Below are 25,830 nucleotides of genomic sequence, written 5' to 3'. Positions count from 1 at the left end.
TCCGTCTCCATTCTTGTTAGTGTTTGCCCGTGCTGCCGAAACCGCCGACACCGCGTTCGCTGGTGTCGAATTCTTCAACCACGTTAAAGCCGACTTGCAGTACCGGCACGATGATCAACTGCGCCAGGCGCTCCATCGGATTCAGCGTGAAAGCGCTGTGGCCGCGGTTCCAGGTCGAGATCATCAACTGACCCTGATAGTCAGAGTCGATCAAGCCTACCAGATTGCCCAGCACAATGCCGTTTTTATGGCCCATGCCGCTGCGCGGCAGGATCATGGCGGCGTAGCCGGGATCGCCCACGTGGATCGCCAGGCCGGTTGGAATCAGTACGGTCTGGCCGGCTTCGATCACCATCGGCGCGTCGATGCAGGCGCGCAGATCCAGGCCAGCGGAGCCCGGCGTAGCGTACGCCGGCAACTGGTCTTTCATGCGCGGGTCTAAGATTTTAACGTCAACGTTTTTCATTTATTTAGCAAACAAGGAATGTTGGGAGATCCGCTTCGAGATCTCGGAAATCAATTGGCGCGCCAGCGTCAGTTTGTCGGCGCGCGGCAGAATCGTGTGGCCGTTTTCGTCGAACAGGATGATGGTGTTGTCGTCCTGGCCGAAGGTGTGGTGGCCGATATTCCCTACTAGCAGAGGGATGCCTTTTTTCTCGCGCTTATCGGCGCCGAACTGCACCAGATTTTCCGATTCAGCGGCAAAGCCCACGCAGTAAGGGTGACCGGCCAGGTTGGTGCGGGCTGCCACGGTGGCGAGGATGTCCGGGTTCTGCTCGAACTTCAGGTCCGGCGCGGTGCCGTTTGGATTCTTCTTCAGTTTCTGGTCGCTGGCGTTGGCGATGCGCCAGTCGGCCACCGCCGCCACGGCGATGAAGATGTGCTGGTGATCGACATTGCTCATCACTGCATCGAACATCTGCTGCGCGCTTTGCACGTTGATGCGCTGTACGCCAAACGGCGTAGGCAGCGCCACGGGGCCGGAGACCAGCACCACTTCGGCGCCCGCTTCACGCGCGGCGCGCGCCACGGCGTAGCCCATTTTGCCCGAGGACAGATTGGTGATGCCGCGTACCGGATCGATCGGCTCGAAGGTCGGGCCGGCGGTAATCATGATGCGCTTGCCGGCCAAGACTTTCGGCTGGAATGCAGCGATGACTTCCTCCAGCAGCTGCTCCGGCTCCAGCATGCGGCCGAAACCGACTTCGCCGCAAGCCTGGTCGCCGGCCGCAGGGCCGAACAGCACCACGCCGTCGTCCTTCAGCTGCTGCACGTTGCGCTGGGTGGCTGGGTTCTGCCACATCTCCACGTTCATGGCTGGCGCGATCAGCAGCGGCACGTGGCGCGGACGCGCCACGCACATGGTCGACAGCAGGTCGTCGCACGCGCCATGCGCCAGCTTGCGGATGAAGTCCGCCGAGCAGGGCGCGATGATGACGGCGTCCGCATCGCGCGTGACGTCGATGTGGGCCATGTTGTTGTTGACGCGCGGATCCCACTGGTCGGTGAACACCGGGCGGCCCGACAGCGCCTGCATGGTGACGGCGGTGATGAAGTGGGTGGCCGCTTCGGTCATCACTACCTGCACCGAAGCGCCGGCCTTGGTAAAGGCGCGGCACAGTTCCGCAGCCTTGTAGCAAGCCACGCCGCCGGACAAGCCGAGGACGATTTTTTTACCAGTCAGTTCCATCATGATGCAGCTCCGTTATTTGTTCACGCGGCGCAGTTCGTCCAGGATGAACAGGCCGGCGCCCACGCAGATCGCCGAATCGGCGACGTTAAACGCCGGGAAGTGGCCGATGCCGGCCCAGTGGAAATCGAGGAAGTCGACCACGTGGCCGTACAGCAGGCGGTCGATCACATTGCCGACCGCGCCGCCGAGTATCAGCGACAGCGCCCACGAGAACATGCGCTGGCCGGCGTGCTTCTTCAGCAGGTAGACGATGAAGATGGCCGCGCCGATGCCGATGGCGGTGAAGAAGTAACGCTGCCAACCGCCGCTGTTACTGAGGAAGCTAAACGCCGCGCCCTTGTTATAGGCCAGCACCAGGTTAAAGAACGAGGTGACGAATTTTTCTTCGTGCAGCTGGAAGGTCTTGGTGATGGTGATCTTGGTCAGCTGGTCGATCAGGATCACGAGCGCTGCGATGCACAGCCATGGCGTCAGGCTGGCAGACGATTTGGTTGGGAAGATTTTTTTGGTGGCCATGAATTAGTGGTTCAATACGTCAGCGTAGGCGCTCCCACGTGGGAGCGCCGGCGATATGTTAAGCGAACTTGCGTTTTTCGCCCGCACCAAACAGGTTGCTGTGGCAGCGGCCGCACAGGGTAGGGTGATCCGCGTGCGCGCCAACGTCGGCGCGGTAGTGCCAGCAGCGCTCGCATTTCTCGGCTTTCGATGCTGCCACGCTGACCGCTTCTTCCGCTTCCGAAGCCACTTCGGTGACCGATGCCAGCGAGGTGATGAAGATGAACTTCAAATCATCTTCCAGGCTTGCCAATACCTTGAACTTGTCGCCCGCAGCCTTGATGCTCAATTCCGCTTGCAGCGACGAGCCGATCGCGCCCGAAGTGCGCAGGTCTTCCAGCTGCTTGGTCACGTCGGTACGCACGGTGCGAATGGCGTTGTACTTGGCCAGCAGGGCATCGGCATCGGCCAGTTCCGGCAGCTGCCACCAGGTTTGCGTGAAGATGGTTTCATCGCTGGCTTTCCAGCCTTCGGCGCCGGCGAAGATTTCCCATGCTTCTTCGGCGGTGAAGGACAGCGCAGGCGCCATCAAGCGCAGCAGGCTTTGGGTCAGGTGGTACAGCGCGGTCTGGGCCGAGCGGCGCGATACCGAAGTCACGCCGGTGGTGTACAGGCGATCCTTCAGGATGTCGAGGTAGAAGCCGCCCAGGTCTTCCGAGCAGTAGTTCTGCAGCTTGGAGGTCACTGGCTGGAATTCGTACTGCATGTAGTGCGCTTCGATTTCCTTTTGCAGCTGCGCCATGTTGGCGATGGCGTAGCGGTCGATCTCCAGCAGCTCGGCTACCGGCACGGCGTCCTTGGCGTAGTTGAAGTCCGACAGGTTGGCCAGCAGGAAGCGCAGGGTGTTGCGGATGCGGCGATACGATTCGGTCACGCGCTTGAGGATCTCGTCGGAGATCGACAGCTCGCCGGTGTAGTCGGTCGAAGCCACCCACAGGCGCAGCATGTCGGCGCCCAGCTTGTTCCAGACGTCTTGCGGCGCGACGGTGTTGCCGATCGACTTCGACATCTTCTTGCCTTCGCCATCGACCACGAAGCCGTGGGTCAGCAGCGCCTTGTACGGCGCGGCGCCGTTCAGCATCGAGGACGTCAGCAGCGACGAGTGGAACCAGCCGCGGTGCTGATCCGAGCCTTCCAGGTACAGGTCGGCAGGGAAGGCCGATTGCTCTTTGTGCGAGCCGCGCAGCACGGTCTGGTGGGTGGTGCCGGAATCGAACCAGACGTCCAGCGTGTCCTTGTTCTTGATGTACATGGACGCTTCGTCGCCGATCAGGTCTTTCAGATCCAGCGCCTGCCACGCGTCGATGCCGCTCTTTTCGATCAGCTGCGCCACTTGCTCCAGCAGTTCAGGCGTGCGTGGGTGCAGCGCGCCGGTTTCCTTGTGGACGATGAAGGCCATCGGCACGCCCCACTGGCGCTGGCGCGACAGCGTCCAGTCAGGACGGTTGGCGATCATGCCGTGCAGGCGCGCCTTGCCCCAGTCCGGGAAGAACTGCGTATCTTCGATGCCTTGCAGCGCGGTCTGGCGCAGCGTCGGGCCGCCGTCCTTCGGATGCACGTCCATGCCGGCGAACCACTGCGAGGTGGCGCGGTAGATGATCGGCGACTTGTGACGCCAGCAGTGCATGTAGCTGTGATCGAACATCTTCAGTTCGAACAGGGCGCCGGCTTCTTTTAGCGCGTTGCAGATTGGTTTCGACGCTTCCCAGATGGTCTGGCCGCCGAACAGCGGCAGGGTCGACGCGTACTTACCATCGCCCATCACCGGGGTCAGGATGCTGTCGTCCTTCATGCCGTGCGCGCGGCACGAGATAAAGTCGTCCAGGCCGTAGGCTGGCGCCGAGTGCACGATACCGGTGCCGCTGTCGGTGGTCACGTAGTCGGCCATGTAGACCGGCGACAGGCGGTCGTAGAATGGATCGGCCGCGTGCAGCGGGTGGCGGAAGCTCACGCCGTCAAAGGCCGCGCCGTGGCAGGTGCCGATGGTGGTGCCTTCCAGCTTGTAGCGCGACAGGCAGGATTCGACCAGATCTTGCGCCAGGATCAGCAGCAATGGCTGGCCATCGCGCTCGGTCTGCACCAGCGAGTAGATCACTTCCGGGTGCACGTTCAGCGCCTGATTCGATGGGATGGTCCACGGGGTGGTGGTCCAGATCACCAGGAAGCCGTTATCGGTCGGCAGTTTGTCGAGGCCGAAGATTTGCGCCAGTTTGGCGCTGTCGGCAAACTTGAAGCCGACGTCGATGGCCGGATCGCGTTTGTCCTTGTACTCCACCTCTGCTTCGGCCAGTGCCGACTGGCAGTCGAAGCACCAGTTGACCGGCTTCAGGCCGCGGTAGACGTAGCCTTTTTCCAGCAGCTTGCCGAGGGCGCGCAGTTCGTCGGCCTCGTTGGAGTAGTTCATGGTCAGGTAAGGGTTCTGCCATTCGCCCAGCACGCCGAGGCGGATGAAGTCCTTGCGCTGGCGCTCGACCTGCTCCAGCGCGTAGGCGCGGGCCTTGCTCAGCACGTCGGCGGTCGGCAGGTTCTTGCCGTATTGTTTTTCGATCTGGATCTCGATCGGCATGCCGTGGCAATCCCAGCCCGGTACGTAAGGCGCGTCGTAGCCGGCCAGGGTGCGGGCCTTGACCACCATGTCTTTCAGGATCTTGTTGACGGCGTGGCCGATGTGGATGTCGCCGTTGGCGTACGGAGGACCGTCGTGCAGGATGAATTTAGGACGGCCGGCGGCAGCCTTGCGCACGCGCTCGTAGATTTTCTTGGTTTGCCATTGCTGTACCCAGTTCGGCTCGCGCTTGGCCATATCGCCGCGCATCGGGAACGGGGTCTCGGTCATATTGACCGGGTATTTGCTTTCAGGCTTTTTTGCGTTTTTGTTATCGGACATGGTATTCGATCAGTGATTTATTCGGGTGTCTTGTGTAGCCGGCGCGCGTAGCTAAATCGCGCGGTCAAATTCGGTCGGTGGCGCGCTTGGCAAAGAAGGCGCGGGCGATGGTCGCGTCGTTGTCGATAGCGGCGGTCAGCGTCGGCAGGTCGATGTATTTTTCTTCATCGCGGATCTTTTGCAGGAACTCAACGCGCACTTGCTTGCCGTAGCAGTTCTGCGCGAAGTCGAAGATGTGCACTTCCAGCAGCACGCGGCCGCTGTCTTCCACGGTCGGGCGCACGCCCAGGCTGGCGACGGCCGGCAGCGGTTGCTCGCTCAAACCGTGCACCTGCACGATGAAGATGCCCGACAGCGCCGGGCGGTGCGGCACGCGCAGGTTCAGGGTAGGGAAGCCGAGCGTGCGGCCCAATTTCTGGCCGTGGATCACGTGGCCGGAGATGGCATAAGGGTGGCCCAGCAGCGCTTCGGCATGCGGGAAGTCGCCCGCGTGCAGCGCTTCGCGCACGGCGGAGGAGGAGATGCGGGTGCTGCCGTTCATTACGGTCGGCAGGGTCTCGACGTGGAAGCCATATTTCTGGCCCGCTTCCAGCAGCATTTGCACGTTGCCGGCGCGGCGCGCGCCGTAGCAGAAGTCGTCGCCCACCATCAGCCACTTTACGTGCAGGCCTTCGACCAGCACTTTCTCGGTGAATTCCTGCGGCGTTAAAGCGGCAAAGGAGGAGGAGAAGTGTTCGACGATGACGCGGTCGATGCCATTGTCGGACAGCGATTGCAGCTTGTCGCGCAAGTTGGCGATGCGCGCCGGGGCTTTCGACAGGTCGCCCGATTTCTGGGCGAAGAACTCGCGTGGATGCGGTTCGAAGGTCATCACGGCTGCTTCCAGGCCCAGGCGGTCGGCGGCAGCGCGCACGCGCGCCAGCAAGGCCTGATGGCCGAGGTGGACGCCGTCAAAATTGCCGATCGTGAGCGCGCAGGGCGCACGCGCCGCTGCATTGGGAAGACCTCGAAATACCTTCATGGGAATCTGGGGAAAACTATCGCAAATAGGGATTATACGGGCAAACCCTCAAAGCGAAAAAAAAGCGCTGCCGGCGGACCGGACAGCGCTTTGCGCATCAGCAGCCCGGGATTACAGTGGGCGGTTAATGTTCATGGTCCAGTAGCGGGCCAGGTCGGCGGTGCCGTCAGTACCTTTGACCGATTTCAGGGTGGTCAGCGCAGCAGCTTTCTTGCCTGCAATGTTCTGAGCCAGGCCTTGGTGCAGCTTGATGGCTTCAGGATTTTTGCCGGTGCCCAGTTTCACAGCTTGTTCCAGCAGTGGCAGGCCTTTGTCGGCTTTACCATCCGACACCAGGGCGTAGCCCAGGTTGGCCAGTGCGTCTGCGTCCTTGGCTTTTTCAGCTTCAGCTTGCGCAGCAGGCAGCTTGGCGCCGAACTCGGCTTGGGTCTTGGTGGCCAGATCTTTCAGGCGCTGGTGACGCGCGGCGTCGGAACCGGTGCCCAGGGCGCCTTTTTTGTAGCCTTGGTCGATGATCTTGATGGCTTCAGCCGGGTTGCCGACTTGCAGGGCCAACTGGCTCATTTCCATGTATTCATTCGGCTTGGTCAGCAGGCCCAGTTGCAGGCGCAGGCGCAGCAGATCCAGCGACAGTGCCGACGAGAAGCCTGGCTTGGTCTGTACGCGTTGCAGCAGGTCAGCCCAGGTCTGGGCTTTTGGATAGCTGGCAGCCATCTTTTCCAGCGTCTGCACGTAACCGACTTTGTCGTTCTGTTTCAGCTGGATGTTGGCCAGCATGCCCAGCTGGTTTTCGCTCAGGTTCTTGGTCGCTTGCAGTTCCTTGGCCGCCTCGGCATATTTGCCCGAGGTGTACAGGATCTGCACGATGTATTCGTGGGCCGAGGTATTGCTTGGGTTGTCTTTCAGCACGCGCTGGAACCAGGTCACGGCTTTGTTGTAGTCCTTGGCGCGGTAGTAGATACCAGCCAGGGCTTCCGAGAATTTGGACGATTCGGCAGGCGACAGCTTGCCCGAATTGATGACCGTTTCAAAGGCTTTAGCGGCGGCGTCGTTATCGCCGGCAGCAACTGCAGCCGAAGCGCGGGTGCGCTCGATCAAATAGGTTTCGTTGGCGGTTTTGCCGCCGACAGCGTCAGTTTCTTTCAGTTTGGCAAGCGCTTCTTTGTTCTTGCCGGCCGCGGCCAGTTTCTGCGCTTCTTGCAATGGTTTGCCGATTTCTGCGCGCACCGTTTCTGCTGCGTAGGCGACCGACGAGAAACCTGCGATAGGGGCTGCTGCAGTAAAACCAATAGCGGCCATTACCAGGCCGAGATGAGCGAGACGAAACTTGGTCATGGGTGGGTTTTCTTTCATCAAAAAACGAAAATAGGCAGGAAGGGTCCTGCCTATCATTGTACATGGGACTTTTTATTGGAACTGTTCGTTACCGACCAGACCAATCTTGGTCACGCCCAGACGTTGAGCCGAAGCCATCACGCCTGCTACGACCTTGTACGATACCAGCTTGTTCGGACGCAGATGCACTTCCGGCTGGTCAGCTTGCGCTGCGACATCGGTCAGTTTCGCTTCCAGGGTGCCGCGGTCAGGAATGACTGCGTTATCCCACAGAATCGTACCGTCGAAGTCGACGTCAATCGTAATGACCACTGGTTCCTTGGTTGGCGGCGGCGGGGTGCCGACCGGCATGTTCAGGTTGACCGAGTGGTTGGCTTTAGGAATCGTAATGATCATCATGATAATCAGCACCAGCATCACGTCGATGAGGGGCGTCATATTCATTTCCATCATTGGTTCCGGATCCGCGCCACCACTGGATGGCGAGCCGACATTCATACTCATGAATATTTCCTTTTTAGAAGGGCAGGCCTGAACGACAGGCCTGCGGTGCACTGTCGGGAATTAACCCTTATCAGGCGGTTCGGTGATGAAGCCGACCTTCTGAATACCAGCACGCTGGGTAGTGTAAATAACCTTGCCGATCGCTTCGTACTTGGTTTCTTGGTCACCACGTACATGTACTTCCGGCTGAGGCAATTTGACAGCTTCCACCTTCAGATTGTCGAACAGCTCATTGGCGTCGCGCATTTTGCGCTGGTTCCAATAGATGTCGCCATCTTTGCTAACGACGATGTTGACGTCTTCCGGCTTGGTCTGGATAACCTGGTTGGTTTCTTCTGGCAGCTGGATTTTAATCAGCTTCAGCACAACCGGGCTCGTGATCAGGAAGATAATCAGCAGAACCAACATGATGTCCACGAGGGGCGTCGTGTTGATTTCCGACATGACTTGATCTTCGTCTCCGCTCTCGGAGCCTACGGACATGGACATGATTAATTAGCCTACTTTTTTCGAGCCGCCGGTTGCGGTCGACATTGCGCCAGAGATCAGAACCGAGTGCACGTCAGCCGAGAAAGCACGTACGTCTTCCATTGCCGATTTGTTACGGCGTACCAGCCAGTTGTAACCCAGAACGGCTGGAACTGCAACGAACAGACCAAACGCGGTCATGATCAGTGCTTCACCCACTGGACCTGCAACCTTGTCGATCGATGCGTTACCCGACATGCCGATGGCGATCAGTGCATTGTAAATACCCCAAACGGTACCGAACAGACCGATGAACGGTGCGGTCGAACCAACGGTTGCCAGGAACGACAGGCCGTCTTGCAGACGCGATTGAACTTTGTCAACAGCGCGCTGGATCGACATGGTCACCCAGGTCGACAGGTCGATTTGTTCCAGCAGGGCGCCGTCGTGGTGCTGGGTAGCCTTGGTGCCGGTTTCAGCGATGAAGCGGAATGGCGAGCCTTCGGTCAGGGTAGCCGAACCAGCAGCGATCGACGAAGCTTTCCAGAACTTGGCCGAGGTTTCTTTCGACTGTTTGAAGATCTTGGTCTGGTCGATCAGTTTGGTGATGATGATGTACCACGAACCCATCGACATCAGCGACAGGATGATCAGGGTGCCGCGCGATACGAAGCCTGCTTCCCAAACAGCAGCGAAGCCGTATGGGTTTTCCACTTCTTCTTTACCACCGTGAGCTGCAGGTGCTGCTGGAGCTTCAGCTGCTGGAGCTGGTGCTGCTGCCGCATCCGCTGCTGGCGCAGCTGCTGGTGCCGAAGCGGCTGCCGAGGCTTGCTCTTGCGCGAAGGCAGGGGCGCTCACCAGGGCGGTGGCTGCGGTCACCGAGAACAGCACAGCGGCCAGTACAGCGGACAAACGGGTATTCTTAAACATGCTTCCTCCAAATTGATAAAATAATCAGATCGCTGGCGTAATGACAACGAAATTACTAAGTGAGACGGTGTTCTGTCTCGGTTTTACTCCAGCGTCCAGACGTATTGCATCTGCTGCCAGCCTTCTTGTGGAACGCCGTCCACGGTTGCCGGTTTGAAACGGCACTTCGTGATACCAGCGATCGCGGCTTTATCCAGATCTCTAAAGCCGCTCGATTTCACTACCTTGCTCTCGGTGACGCGGCCGTCGGCCGAAATCAAGAACGACAGCTGAACCGTACCGGTTTCCTCGTTACGCAGCGACGACTTCGGCCATTCCGGCTTGGCGCAAGTGCCAAAGTCAACTACGGCAGCAGTACGGACACCAGTTTTAGGTGGGCCAGGTGGCGCTGCCGGTGGTGCTGGCGGTGCTTTCTGGATTTCCGTGGTTGCCGGCTTCACGTTGGTCGCGTTGGCGATCGTGTTGTTCGGCGGCGGCGGCTGCTGCACGTTCACCTCGACTGGCGGGATGAATGGCGGTGGTGGTGCCTTCATCTCTGGCGGAGGTGGCGGTGGTGGGAGCTCTTTCGGTGGAGGAGGTTTCACCTCCTCGATGATCTTGGTCTCCACTGGTGCGACCATCTTGGCCACCAGGCGTTTCCCAAGGCCCGTCACGATCCCATAAGCAACCAGGACGTGCAACAAAACGACAATCGTAATGCCTGTAAAGTTCTTCCCGGTGCTTTTCTCGTTGTGCGTGAAATTCATGCCTGCTTTCTCCAATACCAACTCTCTTTGGTGCTACTTAAACCCCAAAATGGCGACACAAAACAACAGCCGCATCCGGGACGTCGGCGAATTATACATACGAATTCTTGATTTTACATAGAATTTTCATCCCTAAAACCGGTTAAATTTCATAGGGTTTTCCTATATGGTAGCGCTCACTTTGCACCGTTCTGGCTCAATCGGCAACACCGCTTGGCGCATTTTTGGGCGCTGGCGCACCATGACGTTACTTAGTTTTCCCTTAAGGCCAAAAACGGAATTTTATGCGCGTAATTTTACTACGCGCAGTTAATAATTTGGCCGTAAATGTTTCTTTCATGAAATTCTTGCGAGGGGCGCTATACAAGTATCTGAAGAAAAACATTGACAGCGCGCCCGCACCGTGCCTCGGGCAAAAAAAACCGGGAACAGCGCGCCGACGCTGCTCCCGGTGATGTCCTTGCAAGAGCCGTGCCTGAGTCAGGACGGCGCTGGAAAAAGCCTTATATATATGTTGGGTCAGAAAGTGCGGCCGCGTTTCTCCCGTTTCACTTCCAGCGTGCTGACCACCTCGCCGCCGGGGCCGACGGTTTCCAGGTGGACGTCGAAGCCCCACAGCCGGGCCACATGCTTGAGAACTTCACCGGCCTGCTGGTTGAGCGGGCGGCGCTGGAACTGGCTGTGGCGCAAGGTCAGGGCGCGGTCGTCTTGCGTATTGACCGACCAGACCTGGATATTCGGCTCGCGGTTGCCGAGGTTGTACTGCTCGGCCAGTTGCTGGCGCACGTAGCGGTAGCCGAGGTCGTCGTGGATGGCCGAGACGCTGAGTTTCTCGTTATTGTCGTCATCGAGCACGGCAAAGAAGTGGAACTCGCGGATCAGCTTGGGCGACAGGTATTGGGCGATAAAGCTTTCGTCCTTGAAGTTGCGCATGGCGAAGTCCAGCGTCTTGCGCCAATCGCTGCCGGCAATGTCGGGGAACCATTCGCGGTCTTCATCGGTCGGGTTCTCGCAGATGCGGCGGATGTCGGTCATCATGGCAAAGCCCAGCGCGTACGGATTGATGCCGCTGTAGTACGGGCTGTTGACCGGCGGCTGGTAGACCACGTTGGTATGGCTCTTCAGGAACTCCATCATGAAGCCGTCGCCGACCACGCCCTCGTCGTACAACTGGTTGAGGATGGTGTAGTGCCAGAAGGTGGCCCAGCCCTCGTTCATCACCTGGGTTTGGCGCTGCGGGTAGAAGTACTGCGAAATCTTGCGCACAATGCGCACCATCTCGCGCTGCCAGGGTTCCAGCAGCGGCGCGTACTTCTCGATAAAGTACAGCAGGTTTTCTTCCGGCTCGGGCGGGAAGCGCTTGGTGACCTTGGCCGCTTCCTCTTCCTCGCGCCTGGGCAGGGTGCGCCATAGCTCGTTGATTTGCGACTGTACGTAAGCCTCGCGCTCCTTCTGGCGCGCGCGCTCCTGCGCCATCGACAGCTTGGCCGGCCGCTTGTAGCGGTCGACGCCGTAGTTCTGGATGGCGTGGCATGAATCCAGTAGAAGCTCGACCGCGTCGATGCCGTGGCGCTGCTCGCACTCGGCGATATAATTCTTGGCGAACACCATGTAGTCAACGATGGCGTCGGCGTCAGTCCAGGTGCGGAACAGGTAGTTCCCTTTGAAGAAGGAGTTGTGGCCATACGCCGCGTGCGCGATCACCAGCGACTGCATGGTCAGGCTGTTCTCCTCCATCAGGTAGGCGATGCACGGGTTGGAGTTGATGACGATTTCGTAGGCCAGCCCCATTTGCCCGCGCTTGTAGCCTTTCTCGGTGCTGAGGAAGTGCTTGCCGAACGACCAGTGATTGTAGGAGACCGGCATGCCGACCGAGGTGTAGGCGTCCATCATCTGCTCGGCAGTGATGATTTCCAGTTGGTTGGGATAGGTATCCAGCCCGAAGCCCTCGGCCACGCGGCGGATTTCCTGGTGTATCTGCTCGATCAGCTCAAACGTCCATTCGGATTGCTCCGGCAGGGCGTTAGGATGCTTCGGCTTGGGTTCGATCCTGTCGTTCATGATTATTTCGGCTGCTTCTTGAACAGTTCACGGAATACCGGGTAGATATCAGCCGGTGTGACGATTTTCTGCATGGCGAAGTGCGGATGGTGATCCGGCACTTGCGAATATTGCTCCCATAAGTTTTGCGGCGGGCCGTCGGTGATTTCGACGTAGGTGTAGTACTGCACCTTGGGCATGATGGTGTTCACCAGCAGCTGCCGGCACAGCACCGAGTCGTTGTCCCAGTTGTCGCCGTCCGAGGCTTGCGCCACGTAGGCGTTGTAGCTGCCGGCGCCGTAGCGTTCATCGATGACCTTGTCCAGCAAGTGCAGCGCCGACGACACCACCGTACCGCCCGACTCGCGCGAGTGGAAGAATTCTTCCTCGTCCACTTCCGCGGCGGCGGTGTGGTGGCGGATGAAGACCACTTCGATTTTGTCGTACACGCGTTTGAGGAAAAGGTAGAGCAGGATGAAGAAGCGCTTGGCCGTGTCCTTGCGCGTTTCGTCCATGGAGCCGGATACGTCCATGATGCAGAACATCACCGCCTGCGTCATCGGCTTGGGCACCTTGACGCGGTTGGTGTAGCGCAGGTCGAACGGATCGATGAACGGGATCGCCAGCAGCCGCGTATGCAGGTGGTGGATCAGTTTTTTCAACTCGACCACGCGCTGGTCTTGCAGCGGCACGCCTTCCAGCAGCAGCTCTTCCAGTTCGCGCTCCGCTTCAATCACGCGCTTGCGCGAGTTGCCGCCAACGGCGATGCGCCGCCCCAGTGCGCCGCGCAGCGAGCGCAGCACGTGGATGTTGGACGGTGTGCCGGACATATTGTAGCCGGCGCGCTGGTTCTTGAAATCGGTGGTGGCGGTCAGCTGGGTCTTGACCATGTGCGGCAGTTCCAGGTCTTCGAAGAAGTAGTTCATGAATTCTTCGCGCGACAGCTCGAAGATGAAATCGTCCTCGGTCAGTTGATCGCTATTGCCGGCCTTGCCGCGGCCGGAACCGCCGCCGCCCTTGGGACGGTTGATCTGGTCGCCCTTCAGATACTCCTGGTTGCCCGGATTGACCACCTCCCACACGCCGCCATGGGCGTGGCCAAACGAGGGCTCGCTCACATCCTTGACCGGGATGGAGACCTTTTCGCCATTCTCAACGTCGGTGATGGAGCGGCCTTTGATGGCGCGTCCCACCGCGTCCTTGATCTGAGCTTTGTAACGTCGCAAGAAGCGCTCGCGGTTGACTGCGGACTTGTTCTTGCCCTGCAAACGTCGGTCGATGAGGTAAGTCAAAAGATGCCTCCTACTGAGTCCCTGTCGCGTCGTTCCGGGCACGCCGGAACCCATGCTGAACGTGCAATCACGCGTTCTATGGATTCCGGCGTGCGCCGGAATGACGGCGCTTTACGACGACTTCCTCACGCGCAGATACCATTCGCACAGCAAGCGCACTTGCTTGGCCGTGTAGCCTTTCTCCACCATGCGCGCGACAAAGTCGGCGTGCTTGTTGGCGTCTTCCGCGCTGGCCTTGGCGTTGAACGAAATCACCGGCAGCAGTTCTTCCGTATTGGAGAACATCTTCTTCTCGATCACCGTGCGGAACTTCTCATAGCTAGTCCACGCTGGATTCTTGCCGCCGTTGTTGGCGCGCGCGCGCAGGCCGAAGTTGACGATCTCGTTGCGGAAGTCCTTCGGATTCGAAATCCCGGCTGGCTTCTCGATTTTTTCCAGCTCGTTGTTGAGCGACTCGCGGTCGAAGCTCTCGCCGGTATCGGGGTCGCGGTATTCCTGGTCCTGTATCCAGAAGTCGGCAAAGGTCACGTAGCGGTCGAAGATATTCTGGCCGTACTCCGAATACGATTCGAGGTACGCGGTCTGAATCTCCTTGCCGATGAACTCCACGTAGCGCTGCGCGAGGTGCTCCTTAATATAGGAGAAGTACTTCTGCTCCAGCTCAGGCGGGAACTGCTCGCGCTCGACCTGCTGCTCCAGCACATACAGCAAGTGCACCGGATTCGCCGCCACCTCGGTGTTATCGAAGTTGAAGACCTTGGACAAAATCTTGAACGCAAAGCGTGTCGACAGCCCGTTCATGCCTTCGTCCACGCCGGCATAGTCCACGTACTCGTGGATAGACTTGGCCTTGGGATCGGTGTCCTTGAGGTTCTCACCGTCGTACACCAGCATCTTGCTGAAGATACTGGAGTTCTCTGGATCTTTCAGCCGCGACAGGATCGCAAACTGCGCCATCATGCGCAGCGTGCCCGGCGCGCACGGAGCGCTCGACAGAGAAGAGTTGAACAGCAGCTTGTCGTAAATCTTGATCTCGTCAGTGACGCGCAGGCAGTACGGCACTTTGACGATGTAGATCCGGTCGAGGAACGCCTCGTTGTTGCGGTTATTCTTGAACGACTTCCACTCCGACTCGTTCGAGTGCGCCAGCACCACGCCGTCAAACGGAATCGCGCCGAAGCCTTCCGTACCCTTGTAATTGCCTTCCTGCGTGGCAGTCAGCAGCGGGTGCAGCACCTTGATCGGCGCTTTGAACATCTCGACAAATTCCATCAAGCCCTGGTTGGCCAGGCACAAACCGCCCGAGTAGCTGTAAGCATCGGGGTCATCCTGCGAGTAATCTTCCAGCTTGCGGATATCGACCTTGCCGACCAGCGAGGAAATATCCTGGTTGTTTTCATCGCCCGGCTCGGTCTTGGAAATGCCGACCTGCTTCAACACGGAAGGGTAGCGCTTGACCACGCGGAACTGGTTGATGTCGCCATTGAATTCGTGCAGGCGCTTGACCGCCCAAGGCGATGGAATATTGCGCAGGTAGCGGCGCGGGATGCCGTAGTCTTCCTCAAGTATGGTGCCGTCTTCATCCTCGTTGAACAAGCCAAGCGGGGACTCATTGACCGGCGAACCTTTGAGGCAATAGAAAGGCACATGCTCCATCAGGGATTTCAGCTTCTCCGCAATCGACGACTTACCGCCGCCCACCGGGCCAAGTAAATACAATATTTGCTTGCGCTCTTCCAGGCCCTGCGCGGCGTGGCGGAAGTAGGAGACCACTTGCTCGATCACTTCCTCGGTGCCGTAGAATTCGCGGAATGCCGGATAAATCTTGATGACCTTATTCGCAAAGATACGCGACAACCGGGTGTCATTGCGGGTATCGACCAGGGTCGGTTCGCCAATGGCTGCCAGCATCCGTTCAGCGGCGCTGGCGTAGGTCAGCCGGTCTTTCTTGCAAAGTTCGAGATACTCCTTCATGGACATCTCTTCTTCTTTGGTTCGTTCGTATCGTGCGGCGTAGTTGTCAAAAATGGTCATTTGAATGTCCTTTAATGATGGAAACCTGCTTGTCACGAGTCACCGGCAGTTCGCTTTGCCTTGGCTCTGGTTCGTATAATTCCTTGTGATCTTATTTTTCTTCTGGTCAGCTTCTTGGTGTGACACGGATTGCCCGTATCGATGAGCTGGCTTTATGGCCGGATGGCGGCTTTTATGTGTTGGTCGTAACGCTTCTTACGTCTATGAAATTGATTATTGCGCTATTGGTGCAGGAAGTCAAAAGGTATGTCGTAATATCGTTAATACTCTTTTGTAAGAGTCTGATTTCAAACCGAAATATCGAATTAACTACGCATTTTTCACGATGTTTTTTCGTTCGTTTTCACCACAGTATCATGCCTAGGAAAGATGTGCTGACGTACTGTGGCCGCATGAGATAAGATGGATCGATTCAGTAACTCAGTAATAGGAAAAAATTAAAATGTTGAATGATCAATTGCGCCGTGTTTTGCAGCAGATGCCGAAAGCCGAGTTGCACATCCACATCGAAGGCTCGCTGGAGCCGGAGCTGATCTTCGCGCTGGCCGAACGGAACGGCGTCAAGCTGGCCTACGGCTCGGTGGAGGAATTGCGCGCGGCGTACGCTTTCACCGATCTGCAATCCTTCCTCGACATTTACTACGCCGGCGCCAGCGTGCTGTTGAAGGAGCAGGATTTCTACGACATGACGGCCGCGTACCTCAAGCGCGCCGAGGCGGACAATGTGCGCCACACTGAAATTTTCTTTGACCCGCAAACGCATACCGCGCGCGGCGTGCCGATGGATGTGATCATCAACGGTATCTATCGCGCCTGCCAGGATAGCCCGGTCAGCGCCACGCTGATACTGTGCTTCCTGCGTCACCTGTCGGAAGAGGATGCGGTTGCCACGCTGGAAGCGGCGCTGCCATATCGCGATAAATTTATTGGTGTGGGTCTGGACTCGTCGGAAGTGGGTAATCCGCCGGAGAAGTTTGCGCGCGTGTTTGCACGCTGCCGCGATCTCGGCTTGCATCTGGTGGCGCATGCGGGTGAGGAAGGCCCGCCGGCTTATATCTACACGGCTTTGGATACGCTGAAGGTGGAGCGTATCGACCACGGCGTGCGCTGTCTGGAAGATGCTGAGCTGACGGCGCGTCTGGCGAAAGAGCAGATGGCGCTGACGGTGTGCCCGCTGTCCAACATCAAGCTGTGCGTATTCGATCAGATGGAGCAGCACAATCTGCTGCAACTGCTGGATGCAGGCATTCTGGCGACGGTGAATTCGGATGACCCGGCGTACTTCGGCGGCTACATGAACGATAACTTCATCGCCACGTTTGAGGCGCTGCCACTGGGCCTGTCGCACGCACACCGCTTGTCGCGCAATGGCTTTGTGGCTGCCTTCCTGCCGGAAGAGCAGAAGCAGAAGTTTTTGGCCGAAGTTGACGCCTTCTTCGCTGCTGTTTAGTAACCCGAAAAATTGGGGTCTGACCCCTCCGGGGTCAGACCCCTGTTCGCGGTGTGCGGGGCTAAACGGTTTCCGCGTGCTGTACTCTTAGTATCAGGCTCCGCCTCCGGGGTGCGGGGTTGTAACCCGAGGGTCTTATGTTCAAACTAGCCTTGAAAATGACGGCGCGCGATTGGCGCGCCGGCCAATTGCGCTTCCTGCTGATCGCCTTGACGGTGGCGGTGGCCGCCTTGTCGGCCACCGGCTTTTTCATCGACCGCCTGCGCAGCGGCCTGGATCGCGATGCGCACCAATTGCTGGGCGCCGATGTCGCCGTCAGCGCTGACCTGCCGGTACGTGCCGAGTGGCGCGCACAGGCCGTGCAGCGCGGCTTGGTGGTGACAGACGCCATCACTTTCCCCAGCATGGCGCAAACGGGCGAGGGCGAGCAATCTTCTTCGGTACTGGCGGCGCTGAAAGCCGTCGGCCCCGAGTACCCCTTGCGCGGCAAAGTTAAAATCACCACCGACGCCGCCCAAGCCGAACAAAGCATAGGCACGCCGGCCACCAGCGCGCCTGCCCCCGGCACGGTGTGGGTTGAACCGGGCCTGCTGGGCAGCGTGAAAGCCAAGGTTGGCGACCAGCTCAAGCTCGGCGACAGAACCTTCACCATCGCGCAACTGATCGCCGCCGAACCGGATCGCGGCGCCAACTTCCTCGCCTTCGCGCCGCGCGTGATGTTCGCCTTGCAGGATCTGGACGCGACCAACCTGATTCAACCGGGTTCGCGCGTGAACTACCGCCTGCTGGTCGGCGCGCCGCCATCGCTGAACAAGGGCGCCGCCGCCGCCAAAGCCTACCAGGAATGGGTAGACGCTCAAATCAAAGACAACAACATCAAGGGCGTGCGCGTGGAATCGCTGGACGGCCGCCCGGAAATGCAAACCACGCTGGAACGTGCTGACCGCTTCCTGTCGCTGGTCGGCCTGCTGTCGGCCATGCTGGCTGCTGTCGCCGTAGCGATGGCAGCACGCCGCTTCATGCAGCGTCACCTCGACGCTTGCGCCATGTTGCGCTGCCTTGGCCTGACGCAAAATCAAGTCACGGCGATGTACCTGATCGAATTCCTGCTGGTCGGCTTAATCGGCAGTGCCTTGGGCGTGCTGGTCGGCTTCGGCGGCCACTACGTGCTGCTGGAAGTGCTGGGCGCCTTGGTCTCGAGCGAACTGCCTGCGCCGACGATTTACCCGGCGCTGCAAGGCCTTGCCATCGGCATCCTGCTGCTGGCCGCCTTTGCGCTGCCGCCGATCCTGCAACTGCGCAAAGTGCCACACAACCGCGTGATCCGCCGCGAACAAGACCCGCCGCAAATCGGCGCGCTGGCCACTTACGGTTTCGGCATGGCCGGCTTTGTCGCGCTGCTGCTGTGGCAAGCGGGCGATTGGAAGATGGCGCTGTACACGGCGCTCGGCTTCCTCGGCGCGTTTGCGGTGTTTGGCCTGGTCGGCTGGCTGGGACTCAAATCGCTGCGCTCACTGCGCGGTATGATCAACCATCAAAGCTGGCGCTTTGCGATTACGTCTTTGCAGCGCCGCCCTGGTGCGACCATCGTGCAAATCGTCTCGCTGGCGCTGGGCATGATGGCGCTGCTGGTGCTGACCGTGGTGCGCGGCGACTTGATGACCGCATGGCGCAACGCCACGCCCGCTGATGCGCCGAACCGCTTCATCATCAATATTCAACCGGAGCAGCAGGCCGAGATTGCGCAGCGTCTTAAAGCCGCAGGCGTGATCGAAGCGCCGCAGTATCCGATGATCCGCGGCCGCCTGACGCAAGTGAATGGCAAACCGGTCACCGCCGAGACCTACACCGAAGATCGCGCCAAGGGCTTGGCCGACCGCGAATTTAATCTGTCCACCATGGCGCAAATGCAGGCCGGGAACAAGATCGTCGACGGCAAGTGGTTCGAGGATAAACCGGGATCGCCGGAAGTGTCGGTGGAGCAGGGCATCGCCAAGACGCTCAATTGGAAGCTGGGCGACAAGCTGCGTTTCGATATCGCCGGAGCGCCGGTGGACGTGACCATCACCAGCATCCGCAAGCTCGATTGGGGCTCGATGCGGGTGAACTTCTTCGCCATCATCAACCCGGCGGCGATGACCGATATTTCGCAAAGCTGGATCACCGCCTTCCATCTGCCGTCAGGACAGGGCGCGGTGATGAATGCGCTGACGCGAGACTTTCCAAACCTGACCATCGTTGATGTCGGCGGCATTTTGCGGCAGGTGCAGGCGGTGCTGGATCAAGTGATTACGGCGGTGGAGTTCCTGTTCATCTTCACGCTGGCTTCCGGTGTACTGGTGCTGTACGCGGCCTTGATGGGATCACAGGACGAACGCACGCGCGAAGCGGGCTTGCTGCGCGCTCTCGGCGCGACCCGCAAGCAGCTGTCGCAGGCGCAGTTGATCGAGTTCACGCTGGTCGGCGCGCTGTCCGGCGTGCTGGCGGCCAGCGGCGCGGCGGCCATGGGCTGGGCGTTGGCGACTTACCAGTTCAAGTTTGCCTGGGCGTTTAGCCCGATGGTGTGGCTGGTCGGCTTGCTGGCCGGTGCGCTATGCGCCATCGCCGGCGGCTGGCTGGGACTGCGCAACGTCTTGCGCCAGCCACCGCTGCAAACCCTGCGCGAAGCTTAAGCGGCAATCGTCTGCGGCATCAGCTCTTGCAGGAACTGGGCGTAGGTCTGCGGCCGCTTGTCGAAGTAGTGGTTGGGCAGATCGAACAGCGCCCAGTAATACGTTTCCGCGCCCTGGCAAATGCGCGGCGCGGCACAGTAGCGGTGCCAGTGTTCGCTCATGCCGCTGCTGTACATGCCGTCGCCAAACGGATCGCTGAAGAAGGTCAGCACGCGCCGCTCCAGCAGTGCGTGCAGCAGTGAGCGCGGCGCATCGCTGTCGCGCGCGATCTCGTATTGCGCGACCATGCTCTTTTCCGTTTCAATCACCATCAGCGTGGTCTTGCCTAGTTTGTCGATGAACAGGATGCCGGTCGGATTCGGAAAGATGTAATGCTCGACGAAACCCAGCGTGCGCTTGAGTTCCCGCACCACTTCGGCCAGCGCCGGATCGGTCAGGAAGCGGTAATCGTGCAAGGCCAGCATCTCGCGCAAGGTGTCGGAGCGGTTGTCGAAATAGCAGTCCTGTAGCGCCGCCACTTCCATCTCCAGAATGTCCAGCGCGTGGTCGTCGCTCTTCTTGATGTAGCGGTCGATCAGGCCGCGATTGAAGGCGCTGACGGCGATTTTCTCATCGGCCGCGCCGGTGAACAGAATCTTCTTGCAGGGCAGATGCGCCACCGCTTCGCAGAATTCCAGCCCGTTCATCTGCGGCATCGAGTAATCCACCACCAGCACCGACGGCGTGGCAAAGCGCTGGCGCTGCTCGGCGATGTGGTAGATGCGTTCCACGTCCAGCGCTACATTGCATTGATCGCCCGGCAGGTTCTGCATATCGAAATTGACGTGCAGCGGCACGCCGCTTTCCGGCGCGCTATTGCGCAGCCAGTGCAGCGCTTCCACGGTGTCATGGAAGGTTTTATTGGCCAGCATGGGATCGAGCTGGAACGACAGGCTGCGCAAAAACGAATCGCTGTCGTCAACCAGCACGGTCAGCGTGGGATGGGCATAGACGGGTAGATGCATGATTCACCTCGCGGGGAATTCAAGAACGAAGATAGCGTAGGCGCTCTCGCGCGAGACGCAGCGTATGCGCGCACCCCAGGCATCCATGATCTCCTGGCACAAGGCCAGGCCGATGCCGGCGCCGTTGTGCGGCGGGTGCGAATAAAAACGGCGGAAGATCAGCGACATATGCTGTGCGGCGATGCCGCAGCCAGTGTCGATGAACAGCAGGCGTGGCGGCGTGTGGCCGCCATCGATCACGATGCGCACCCGGCCCTTGCCGGCGCGCTGCACGGCGCGCAGGGCGTTGCGCATCAGGTTAAGCAGCACCACCACCGCCAGCTCGCTCTGGCCGGCGAACTGGAAGTTGTTGCGCAGCTCCAGTTGCACCATCTTCTGCTGCTTGTGGCTGGAGAATGGATAGCGCTTGAGCACCGCTTTCACCACGGTTTCCATCGACACCGTTTCCACCGGATGCAGGTTTTGCCGCACCGCCGTGGCGCTCAATAAAAACAGATCGATCATGTGGTTCATGTGGCGCACCTCGAACTGGATGCGCGCCAGCGCGTCGAGGATGGTGAGGCGGTCGTCCTTGTTGTGGATTTGGGCGGCGGCCATCATGCGCAGCAGGCCGCGCACATTGGCGTCCACGCTGGTGAGCGGCGTACGCAACTCGTGCGCCACCGTGGCGAGGCCGGCGCCCATGCCGGCCAGCTTTTCCTGCGCCAGCACGTGGCGGCTGATTTTGGCCGCCGACAGCACGGCAATGGTGAACCAGTGGATCGGCACCTGTTGCAGCACTTCGCGACTGAACAGCATGCCGCCTTCTCCCAGCGCGGCCGTGCCAATACAGGCCGCCGCCGTGCCGATCGCGTACGCGCGCAGTGCCAGCCCGGTATCGAAGTGGAACAGCACCACAAGGCCGATCAGCAGCGATTCGCTCCACACCCCGGACGCGTGGTTCATCAAAAACATGAAGGTGAAGAAGAACGGGAAGATGTAGCTGAGCGTGACCAGCAGATAGGTGTTCAGCATCTGGCGGCTGAACTGGCGCGCGAACAGGCCCATGGCGCACAGCAGAATGCCCAGCATGCGCAGCGGCAGCGACTCGTACGCCTGCGGGAAGAAGTGCTGCCAGATCACGTAGTACAGCGGCATACCCACCGTGCCGATGCAGGCCAGTAGCAGAACGCGCACGGTCGCGTGATCCTCGCGGCCGTGGTATTGCAGCAGCGAATGTACCAGTCCGTGCTGCCAGCGTTTCCAGCGTTCGTGCAGGGGAGACTTCATGGTGGCTTTTGATTTTTATCAAGTTGCCATCATCGCCTGTATTTGCAACGGATTCTGCAATATCAAAACGGATCTTGATCCGCATCAATCTCTGGTGGATTTTTTCGCCGCATGGTGAGGCCTCAGTTCATAAAAAAACAATCTTTTTGTCCAAAACCCAATTGGAGATGCGCCATGACCTACGCAATTGCCCGCCACACCCATTTGACCACCGCCTTGCCTGATTTTGTGACCCGGCGCATGGATCTGCATTACATCACCCGTATCGAACAACTGCTGGGCGGCGAGCATCCGCACGCGTGGCAGCCGACGCCGGCCAGCGCGGTGTTCCTGGCCGGGAATGACTATCTGTGCCTGGCCGGCGAACCGGCGCTGGTGGGCGCCCAGGTGGCGGCCTTGCAGCACAGCGCCGGCGAGCTGCTGATGTCGGCCGTGTATCTGCAAGAGGGCAGCGCGCAGCATCGCCTGGAGCGCAAGCTGGCGCAGTTCATGGGCGCGGAGGACGGCATCCTGGCGCAATCCGGCTGGGCCGCGAATGTGGGGCTGGTGCAGACGCTGGCCGCGCCGGGCATTCCCGTGTACCTCGATATGCAGGCGCATGCCTCGCTGTGGGAGGGCGTGCAGTCGGCCGGCGCCACGCCGGTGTCCTTCCTGCACAACGATATGGAGCATTTGCAGAAGCAGTTGCAGCGCCACGGCCGCGGCTTGATCGTGGTCGATGCGCTGTACAGCACCAACGGCAGCGTGGCGCCGCTGGCCGCGCTGGTGGAGATTGCGGAGCGTAGCGGCTGCATATTGATCGTCGACGAATCGCACTCGCTGGGCACGCACGGCCCACGCGGCGCCGGGCTGGTGGCGGCGGAAGGCTTGAGTGAGCGCGTGCATTTCCGCACCGCGTCCCTGGCCAAGGCGTTTGCCGGGCGGGCTGGCTTCATTACCTGCTCCGGTAAATTCAAGGGCTACTTCTTGTCCGAGTCGCGCCCGGCGATCTTCAGTTCCTGCTTGCTGGGCCATGAGCTGGCGTGGTTCGATGCGGCGATTGACTTCATCGCTGCGGCGGATCGGCGGCGCGCCCGCCTGCACCGGCACGCGCGCATGCTGCGTGAGGAATTGCGTACGCTAGGCTACAACGTCAGCGACGGCAGCGAGCAAATCATCGCGCTGGAGCCCGGGCCGGAGCCCAAGACGCTGGCCCTGCGCAAGCTGCTGGAACAGCACGGCGTCTATGGCGCGATGTTTTGTGCACCGGCCACGCCCAAGAACCGTTCGCTGGTGCGCTTGACGCTGAATTCCGGCCTCGATCAAGCGCAGTTGGCGCGCATTGTTCACGCTTGCGATGAGATCCGCGGGCAGGTCGATCTGGAGAACTGGTCGTCCACGCGGCGCCTGCGCAAGCTGGCCCTCGTATAAGCTATCATTGCGGGTATGACTGAAGAATCCCGCACCCTCTACGAAGTAATTGGCGGCGAATCGACCATCCGCGCGATGGTCGACCGCTTTTATGATTTGATGGAACTCGAACCTGAGTTCCAACTGCTGCGCTCCGTGCACGGCCCCTCGCTGGAGAATGCCAACCAGCGCTTGTTCATGTTCCTCAGCGGCTGGATGGGCGGCCCGGATTTGTATCAAGAGGCGCATGGCCATCCGCGCTTGCGCATGCGGCATATGCCGTTCGCCATCGGCACGCAGGAACGCGACCAGTGGCTGCGCTGCATGGCGTGGGCGATGGAAGATACCGGCATCGACACCGAACTGCGCGTGCGCTTGATGAACTCCTTCTTCCAAACCGCAGACTGGATGCGCAACAAGCCGGATTGATTCCATGACCTCTATCGAGTTTTTCGTCCTGCTGGCCGCACTGGCCGCCGTCATCGTCTTGCAAGTGCTGGTGCTGCTGCGTTCTCGCGGTGGCGCGGCCGGTGCGTCTTCCGATCTGGCCGAGCGCATCGAACGTGTCGAACGTGAAGTGCGCATGCAACTGCAAACCACCGCGCAGACCAGCAACGCCGCCAACGTTCAGCAGTTCGAGGCGATGCGCCGCCAGCTGGAGGAGCAGGGTGTCAGCAGCCGCCACGAACAGACCCGCAATCTCAAGCTGTTCGCCGACACCATGAACCAGCGCATGCTGGAAGTACGCGTGATGTTGGAGACCAAGATCAAGGATCTGCAAGCCGATAACGGTGCGCGCCTTGAAGAGATGCGCAAGACGGTGGACGAAAAACTGCACGCTACGCTGGAGACACGCTTGAACGCCTCGTTCCAGCAAGTGTCCGAGCGCCTGGAGCGCGTGCACCAAGGCCTCGGCGAGATGCAGCAACTGGCGCTTGGCGTGGGCGATTTGAAGCGCGTGCTGACCAACGTGAAAACGCGCGGCACGTGGGGCGAGGTGCAACTGGAGATGCTGCTGGAGCAGGTGCTAACGCCCGACCAGTATGCGAAGAACGTCGAGACCATCGCCGGCACTGGTGCGCGCGTGGAGTTTGCGCTCAAGCTGCCGGGGCAAACAGAAGGCGGCGCGCCGGTATGGATGCCGATCGACGCCAAATTCCCGAAAGAGCAGTACGAACGCTTGCTGGAAGCGGCCGACAGCGCCGATGCGGAAGGCGTGGCTGCGGCCGGCCGCGAGTTGGAACGCGCGGTTCGCGTGGAAGCCAAGACCATCTCCGAGAAGTACGTCTCGCCGCCGCACACCACTGACTTTGCGATTCTGTTCCTGCCGACCGAAGGCTTGTACGCAGAAGTGATGCGCCGTCCCGGCCTGGCCGACGAGCTGCAACGCGTGAACCGCATCAGCATCGCCGGGCCGTCCACCTTGACGGCACTGCTTAATAGTTTGCAGATGGGCTTCCGCACGCTGGCGCTGGAGAAGCGTTCGTCCGAAGTATGGCAGGTGCTGGGCGCGGTGAAGACGGAGTTTGCCAAGTTCGGCGATGTGCTGGCCGCGACCAAGCTCACATTGGAACGCGCCGCCAAGAATATCGAATCGGCCGAGACCCGCAGCCGCCAGATGGCGCGCAAGCTGAAAACCGTGGAAGCCCTGCCGACCGAGCAGGCGCAACGCTTGATCGGAACCGAACCCGAACACGATTGATCCGTGTTTGGGCGTATTTGTGCGCAATTTTGCGTACTTGTGTACAATCACGCCCATGAAACGCGACAACCTCCTGCTGCCCGAGCGGCACGCATTAATCCTTAAGCAACTAAATCAAGAAGGCCGCGTGCTGGCCGCGCTGCTGGCGCGTGAACTGAACGTCACCGAAGACACCATCCGCCGCGACCTGCGCGATATGGCTGCTGCCGGCTTGTGCCAGAAGGTCTACGGCGGCGCGGTGCGCATGCCGGCCGCGCCGGAAAGCGGCACGCTGGTGCAGCGCATGGAGCGTCACCAGTCCGACAAGTCACGTCTCGCTGCGGCGGCTGCGACCTTGGTGCCGGCTGGTGGCACCATCTTCCTTGATGCCGGTTCCAGCAACCTTGCAATTGCCGAGGCGCTGCCGCAGGTGCCGCTGACGGTGCTGACCAACGCGCCATCCATTGCCGCGCGGCTGCTGGATAAACCGCATATCGATCTGGTCATGATCGGTGGCCGCATCAAGCAAAGCCTGGGCGGCAGTGTCGGTGCGACTGCGCTGCGCGAGCTGGAGCTGATGCATCCCGACCTGTATTTCATCGGCGCGTGCGGCGTGGACTTGCACGCCGGCGTCACCGCCATCGACTTTGAAGAAGCCGAATTCAAACGCCGGCTGTCGGCACAAAGCAAAGCCACCGCAGTTGTCGCTACCGCCAGCAAGATCGGTGCGGTCGCATCGTATCGCGTGCTGGCGATTCCCCAATTAACCCACTTGATCGTCGAGGCAGACACCAATGAGGATGTGGCGGAGGCATATGCCCTTGCCGGTACCCGCTTGCTGCGCGCTGAGGCTTGAACCC

General features: G+C 59.9%; 21 protein-coding genes. 6 read left to right on the top strand and 15 right to left on the bottom strand.

The annotated features are described in order from the left end of the window. Nucleotides 1-16 precede the first annotated feature (16 nt). The 13 genes from dut to GTP45_RS17155 form a co-directional block, all read right to left on the bottom strand. The gene (dut, locus tag GTP45_RS17215; RefSeq protein WP_161015109.1) at nt 17-466 is read right to left on the bottom strand and encodes a dUTP diphosphatase; all 450 of its coding nucleotides are present in this window, start codon (nt 464-466) and stop codon (nt 17-19) included. Continuing rightward, nucleotides 467-1,690 (bottom strand): bifunctional phosphopantothenoylcysteine decarboxylase/phosphopantothenate--cysteine ligase CoaBC, encoded by a 1,224-nt coding sequence (coaBC, locus tag GTP45_RS17210; protein WP_174821667.1) that lies wholly within the window; start codon nt 1,688-1,690, stop codon nt 467-469. Between the two features lie 15 nt (nt 1,691-1,705). Further along, on the bottom strand, nt 1,706-2,209 hold the full coding sequence (gene lspA / locus GTP45_RS17205; RefSeq protein WP_161015107.1) for a signal peptidase II: 504 nt from the start codon (nt 2,207-2,209) through the stop codon (nt 1,706-1,708). Nucleotides 2,210-2,267: 58 nt separating this feature from the next. Then, nucleotides 2,268-5,135 carry an isoleucine--tRNA ligase gene (gene ileS / locus GTP45_RS17200; protein WP_161015106.1) on the bottom strand — a complete coding sequence of 956 codons (2,868 nt, stop codon included), beginning with the start codon at nt 5,133-5,135 and terminating at the stop codon, nt 2,268-2,270. A 64-nt stretch (nt 5,136-5,199) separates the two neighbouring features. Then, complete coding sequence (locus tag GTP45_RS17195) at nt 5,200-6,156, bottom strand: bifunctional riboflavin kinase/FAD synthetase (protein ID WP_161015105.1); 957 nt, start codon at nt 6,154-6,156, stop codon at nt 5,200-5,202. A gap of 111 nt (nt 6,157-6,267) precedes the next feature. Further along, complete coding sequence (locus tag GTP45_RS17190) at nt 6,268-7,491, bottom strand: tetratricopeptide repeat protein (RefSeq protein ID WP_229258515.1); 1,224 nt, start codon at nt 7,489-7,491, stop codon at nt 6,268-6,270. Between the two features lie 72 nt (nt 7,492-7,563). Continuing rightward, nucleotides 7,564-7,995: an ExbD/TolR family protein gene (locus tag GTP45_RS17185; RefSeq protein WP_217363368.1), complete on the bottom strand. Its 432-nt coding sequence runs from the start codon at nt 7,993-7,995 to the stop codon at nt 7,564-7,566. 60 nt (nt 7,996-8,055) lie between these two features. Then, on the bottom strand, nt 8,056-8,484 hold the full coding sequence (locus tag GTP45_RS17180; protein WP_161015104.1) for an ExbD/TolR family protein: 429 nt from the start codon (nt 8,482-8,484) through the stop codon (nt 8,056-8,058). Between the two features lie 6 nt (nt 8,485-8,490). Further along, nucleotides 8,491-9,393 carry a MotA/TolQ/ExbB proton channel family protein gene (locus GTP45_RS17175; protein WP_166454662.1) on the bottom strand — a complete coding sequence of 301 codons (903 nt, stop codon included), beginning with the start codon at nt 9,391-9,393 and terminating at the stop codon, nt 8,491-8,493. A gap of 83 nt (nt 9,394-9,476) precedes the next feature. After that, entirely contained in the window at nt 9,477-10,139 is a 663-nt protein-coding gene (locus GTP45_RS17170; RefSeq protein ID WP_161015103.1) for an energy transducer TonB, read from the bottom strand. A gap of 519 nt (nt 10,140-10,658) precedes the next feature. Next, a complete protein-coding gene (locus tag GTP45_RS17165; RefSeq protein WP_161015102.1) occupies nt 10,659-12,200 on the bottom strand; it encodes a SpoVR family protein in 1,542 nt (513 codons plus the stop codon). 2 nt (nt 12,201-12,202) lie between these two features. Beyond that, entirely contained in the window at nt 12,203-13,471 is a 1,269-nt protein-coding gene (locus tag GTP45_RS17160; protein WP_161015101.1) for a YeaH/YhbH family protein, read from the bottom strand. Between the two features lie 111 nt (nt 13,472-13,582). Then, the gene (locus GTP45_RS17155; protein WP_161015100.1) at nt 13,583-15,505 is read right to left on the bottom strand and encodes a PrkA family serine protein kinase; all 1,923 of its coding nucleotides are present in this window, start codon (nt 15,503-15,505) and stop codon (nt 13,583-13,585) included. Between the two features lie 442 nt (nt 15,506-15,947). On the opposite strand from GTP45_RS17155, the gene GTP45_RS17150 reads away from it, so the two are divergent. Further along, nucleotides 15,948-16,955, top strand: coding sequence for an adenosine deaminase (locus GTP45_RS17150; RefSeq protein WP_161015099.1), 1,008 nt, complete (start codon nt 15,948-15,950; stop codon nt 16,953-16,955). Between the two features lie 137 nt (nt 16,956-17,092). Beyond that, nucleotides 17,093-19,627, top strand: coding sequence for an ABC transporter permease (locus tag GTP45_RS17145; RefSeq protein WP_161015098.1), 2,535 nt, complete (start codon nt 17,093-17,095; stop codon nt 19,625-19,627). On the opposite strand, the gene GTP45_RS17140 is transcribed toward GTP45_RS17145, so the two are convergent. Both GTP45_RS17140 and GTP45_RS17135 read right to left on the bottom strand, forming a co-directional pair. Next, nucleotides 19,624-20,631 (bottom strand): response regulator, encoded by a 1,008-nt coding sequence (locus tag GTP45_RS17140; RefSeq protein ID WP_161015097.1) that lies wholly within the window; start codon nt 20,629-20,631, stop codon nt 19,624-19,626. The genes GTP45_RS17145 and GTP45_RS17140 overlap by 4 nt on opposite strands. A gap of 3 nt (nt 20,632-20,634) precedes the next feature. Next, nucleotides 20,635-21,900, bottom strand: coding sequence for a sensor histidine kinase (locus GTP45_RS17135; RefSeq protein WP_161015096.1), 1,266 nt, complete (start codon nt 21,898-21,900; stop codon nt 20,635-20,637). A 174-nt stretch (nt 21,901-22,074) separates the two neighbouring features. Here GTP45_RS17135 and cqsA point away from each other — a divergent pair, with 174 nt between their 5' ends. From cqsA to GTP45_RS17115, 4 genes are read left to right on the top strand one after another with little or no spacing between them, the layout of a single operon-like run. Further along, the gene (gene cqsA, locus GTP45_RS17130; protein WP_161015095.1) at nt 22,075-23,310 is read left to right on the top strand and encodes an alpha-hydroxyketone-type quorum-sensing autoinducer synthase; all 1,236 of its coding nucleotides are present in this window, start codon (nt 22,075-22,077) and stop codon (nt 23,308-23,310) included. A 15-nt stretch (nt 23,311-23,325) separates the two neighbouring features. Continuing rightward, nucleotides 23,326-23,718, top strand: a complete 393-nt coding sequence (locus tag GTP45_RS17125; RefSeq protein ID WP_161015094.1) for a group II truncated hemoglobin — start codon at nt 23,326-23,328, stop codon at nt 23,716-23,718. A 4-nt stretch (nt 23,719-23,722) separates the two neighbouring features. Further along, nucleotides 23,723-24,991, top strand: coding sequence for a DNA recombination protein RmuC (locus tag GTP45_RS17120; protein WP_161015093.1), 1,269 nt, complete (start codon nt 23,723-23,725; stop codon nt 24,989-24,991). Between the two features lie 55 nt (nt 24,992-25,046). Continuing rightward, nucleotides 25,047-25,826 (top strand): DeoR/GlpR family DNA-binding transcription regulator, encoded by a 780-nt coding sequence (locus GTP45_RS17115; protein ID WP_161015092.1) that lies wholly within the window; start codon nt 25,047-25,049, stop codon nt 25,824-25,826. Nucleotides 25,827-25,830: the final 4 nt, after the last annotated feature.

Origin of the sequence: Duganella rivi (assembly GCF_009857435.1) — a bacterium.
Taxonomy (GTDB): domain Bacteria; phylum Pseudomonadota; class Gammaproteobacteria; order Burkholderiales; family Burkholderiaceae_D; genus Rugamonas; species Rugamonas rivi.
Note: the sequence above shows the minus strand (reverse complement) of the source record. Positions and strands in the feature narration are given on the sequence as shown.

Coding starts and splice junctions, on each gene's coding strand:
- cqsA (WP_161015095.1), top strand. CDS start 22,075: ATGACCTACGCAATTGCCCGCCACACCCATTTGACCACCGCCTTGCCT.
- GTP45_RS17115 (WP_161015092.1), top strand. CDS start 25,047: ATGAAACGCGACAACCTCCTGCTGCCCGAGCGGCACGCATTAATCCTT.
- ileS (WP_161015106.1), bottom strand. CDS start 5,135: ATGTCCGATAACAAAAACGCAAAAAAGCCTGAAAGCAAATACCCGGTC.
- lspA (WP_161015107.1), bottom strand. CDS start 2,209: ATGGCCACCAAAAAAATCTTCCCAACCAAATCGTCTGCCAGCCTGACG.
- GTP45_RS17120 (WP_161015093.1), top strand. CDS start 23,723: ATGACCTCTATCGAGTTTTTCGTCCTGCTGGCCGCACTGGCCGCCGTC.
- GTP45_RS17140 (WP_161015097.1), bottom strand. CDS start 20,631: ATGCATCTACCCGTCTATGCCCATCCCACGCTGACCGTGCTGGTTGAC.
- GTP45_RS17170 (WP_161015103.1), bottom strand. CDS start 10,139: ATGAATTTCACGCACAACGAGAAAAGCACCGGGAAGAACTTTACAGGC.
- dut (WP_161015109.1), bottom strand. CDS start 466: ATGAAAAACGTTGACGTTAAAATCTTAGACCCGCGCATGAAAGACCAG.
- GTP45_RS17145 (WP_161015098.1), top strand. CDS start 17,093: ATGTTCAAACTAGCCTTGAAAATGACGGCGCGCGATTGGCGCGCCGGC.
- coaBC (WP_174821667.1), bottom strand. CDS start 1,690: ATGGAACTGACTGGTAAAAAAATCGTCCTCGGCTTGTCCGGCGGCGTG.
- GTP45_RS17180 (WP_161015104.1), bottom strand. CDS start 8,484: ATGTCCATGTCCGTAGGCTCCGAGAGCGGAGACGAAGATCAAGTCATG.
- GTP45_RS17155 (WP_161015100.1), bottom strand. CDS start 15,505: ATGACCATTTTTGACAACTACGCCGCACGATACGAACGAACCAAAGAA.
- GTP45_RS17150 (WP_161015099.1), top strand. CDS start 15,948: ATGTTGAATGATCAATTGCGCCGTGTTTTGCAGCAGATGCCGAAAGCC.
- GTP45_RS17125 (WP_161015094.1), top strand. CDS start 23,326: ATGACTGAAGAATCCCGCACCCTCTACGAAGTAATTGGCGGCGAATCG.
- GTP45_RS17175 (WP_166454662.1), bottom strand. CDS start 9,393: ATGTTTAAGAATACCCGTTTGTCCGCTGTACTGGCCGCTGTGCTGTTC.
- GTP45_RS17190 (WP_229258515.1), bottom strand. CDS start 7,491: ATGACCAAGTTTCGTCTCGCTCATCTCGGCCTGGTAATGGCCGCTATT.
- GTP45_RS17195 (WP_161015105.1), bottom strand. CDS start 6,156: ATGAAGGTATTTCGAGGTCTTCCCAATGCAGCGGCGCGTGCGCCCTGC.
- GTP45_RS17185 (WP_217363368.1), bottom strand. CDS start 7,995: ATGAGTATGAATGTCGGCTCGCCATCCAGTGGTGGCGCGGATCCGGAA.
- GTP45_RS17165 (WP_161015102.1), bottom strand. CDS start 12,200: ATGAACGACAGGATCGAACCCAAGCCGAAGCATCCTAACGCCCTGCCG.
- GTP45_RS17135 (WP_161015096.1), bottom strand. CDS start 21,900: ATGAAGTCTCCCCTGCACGAACGCTGGAAACGCTGGCAGCACGGACTG.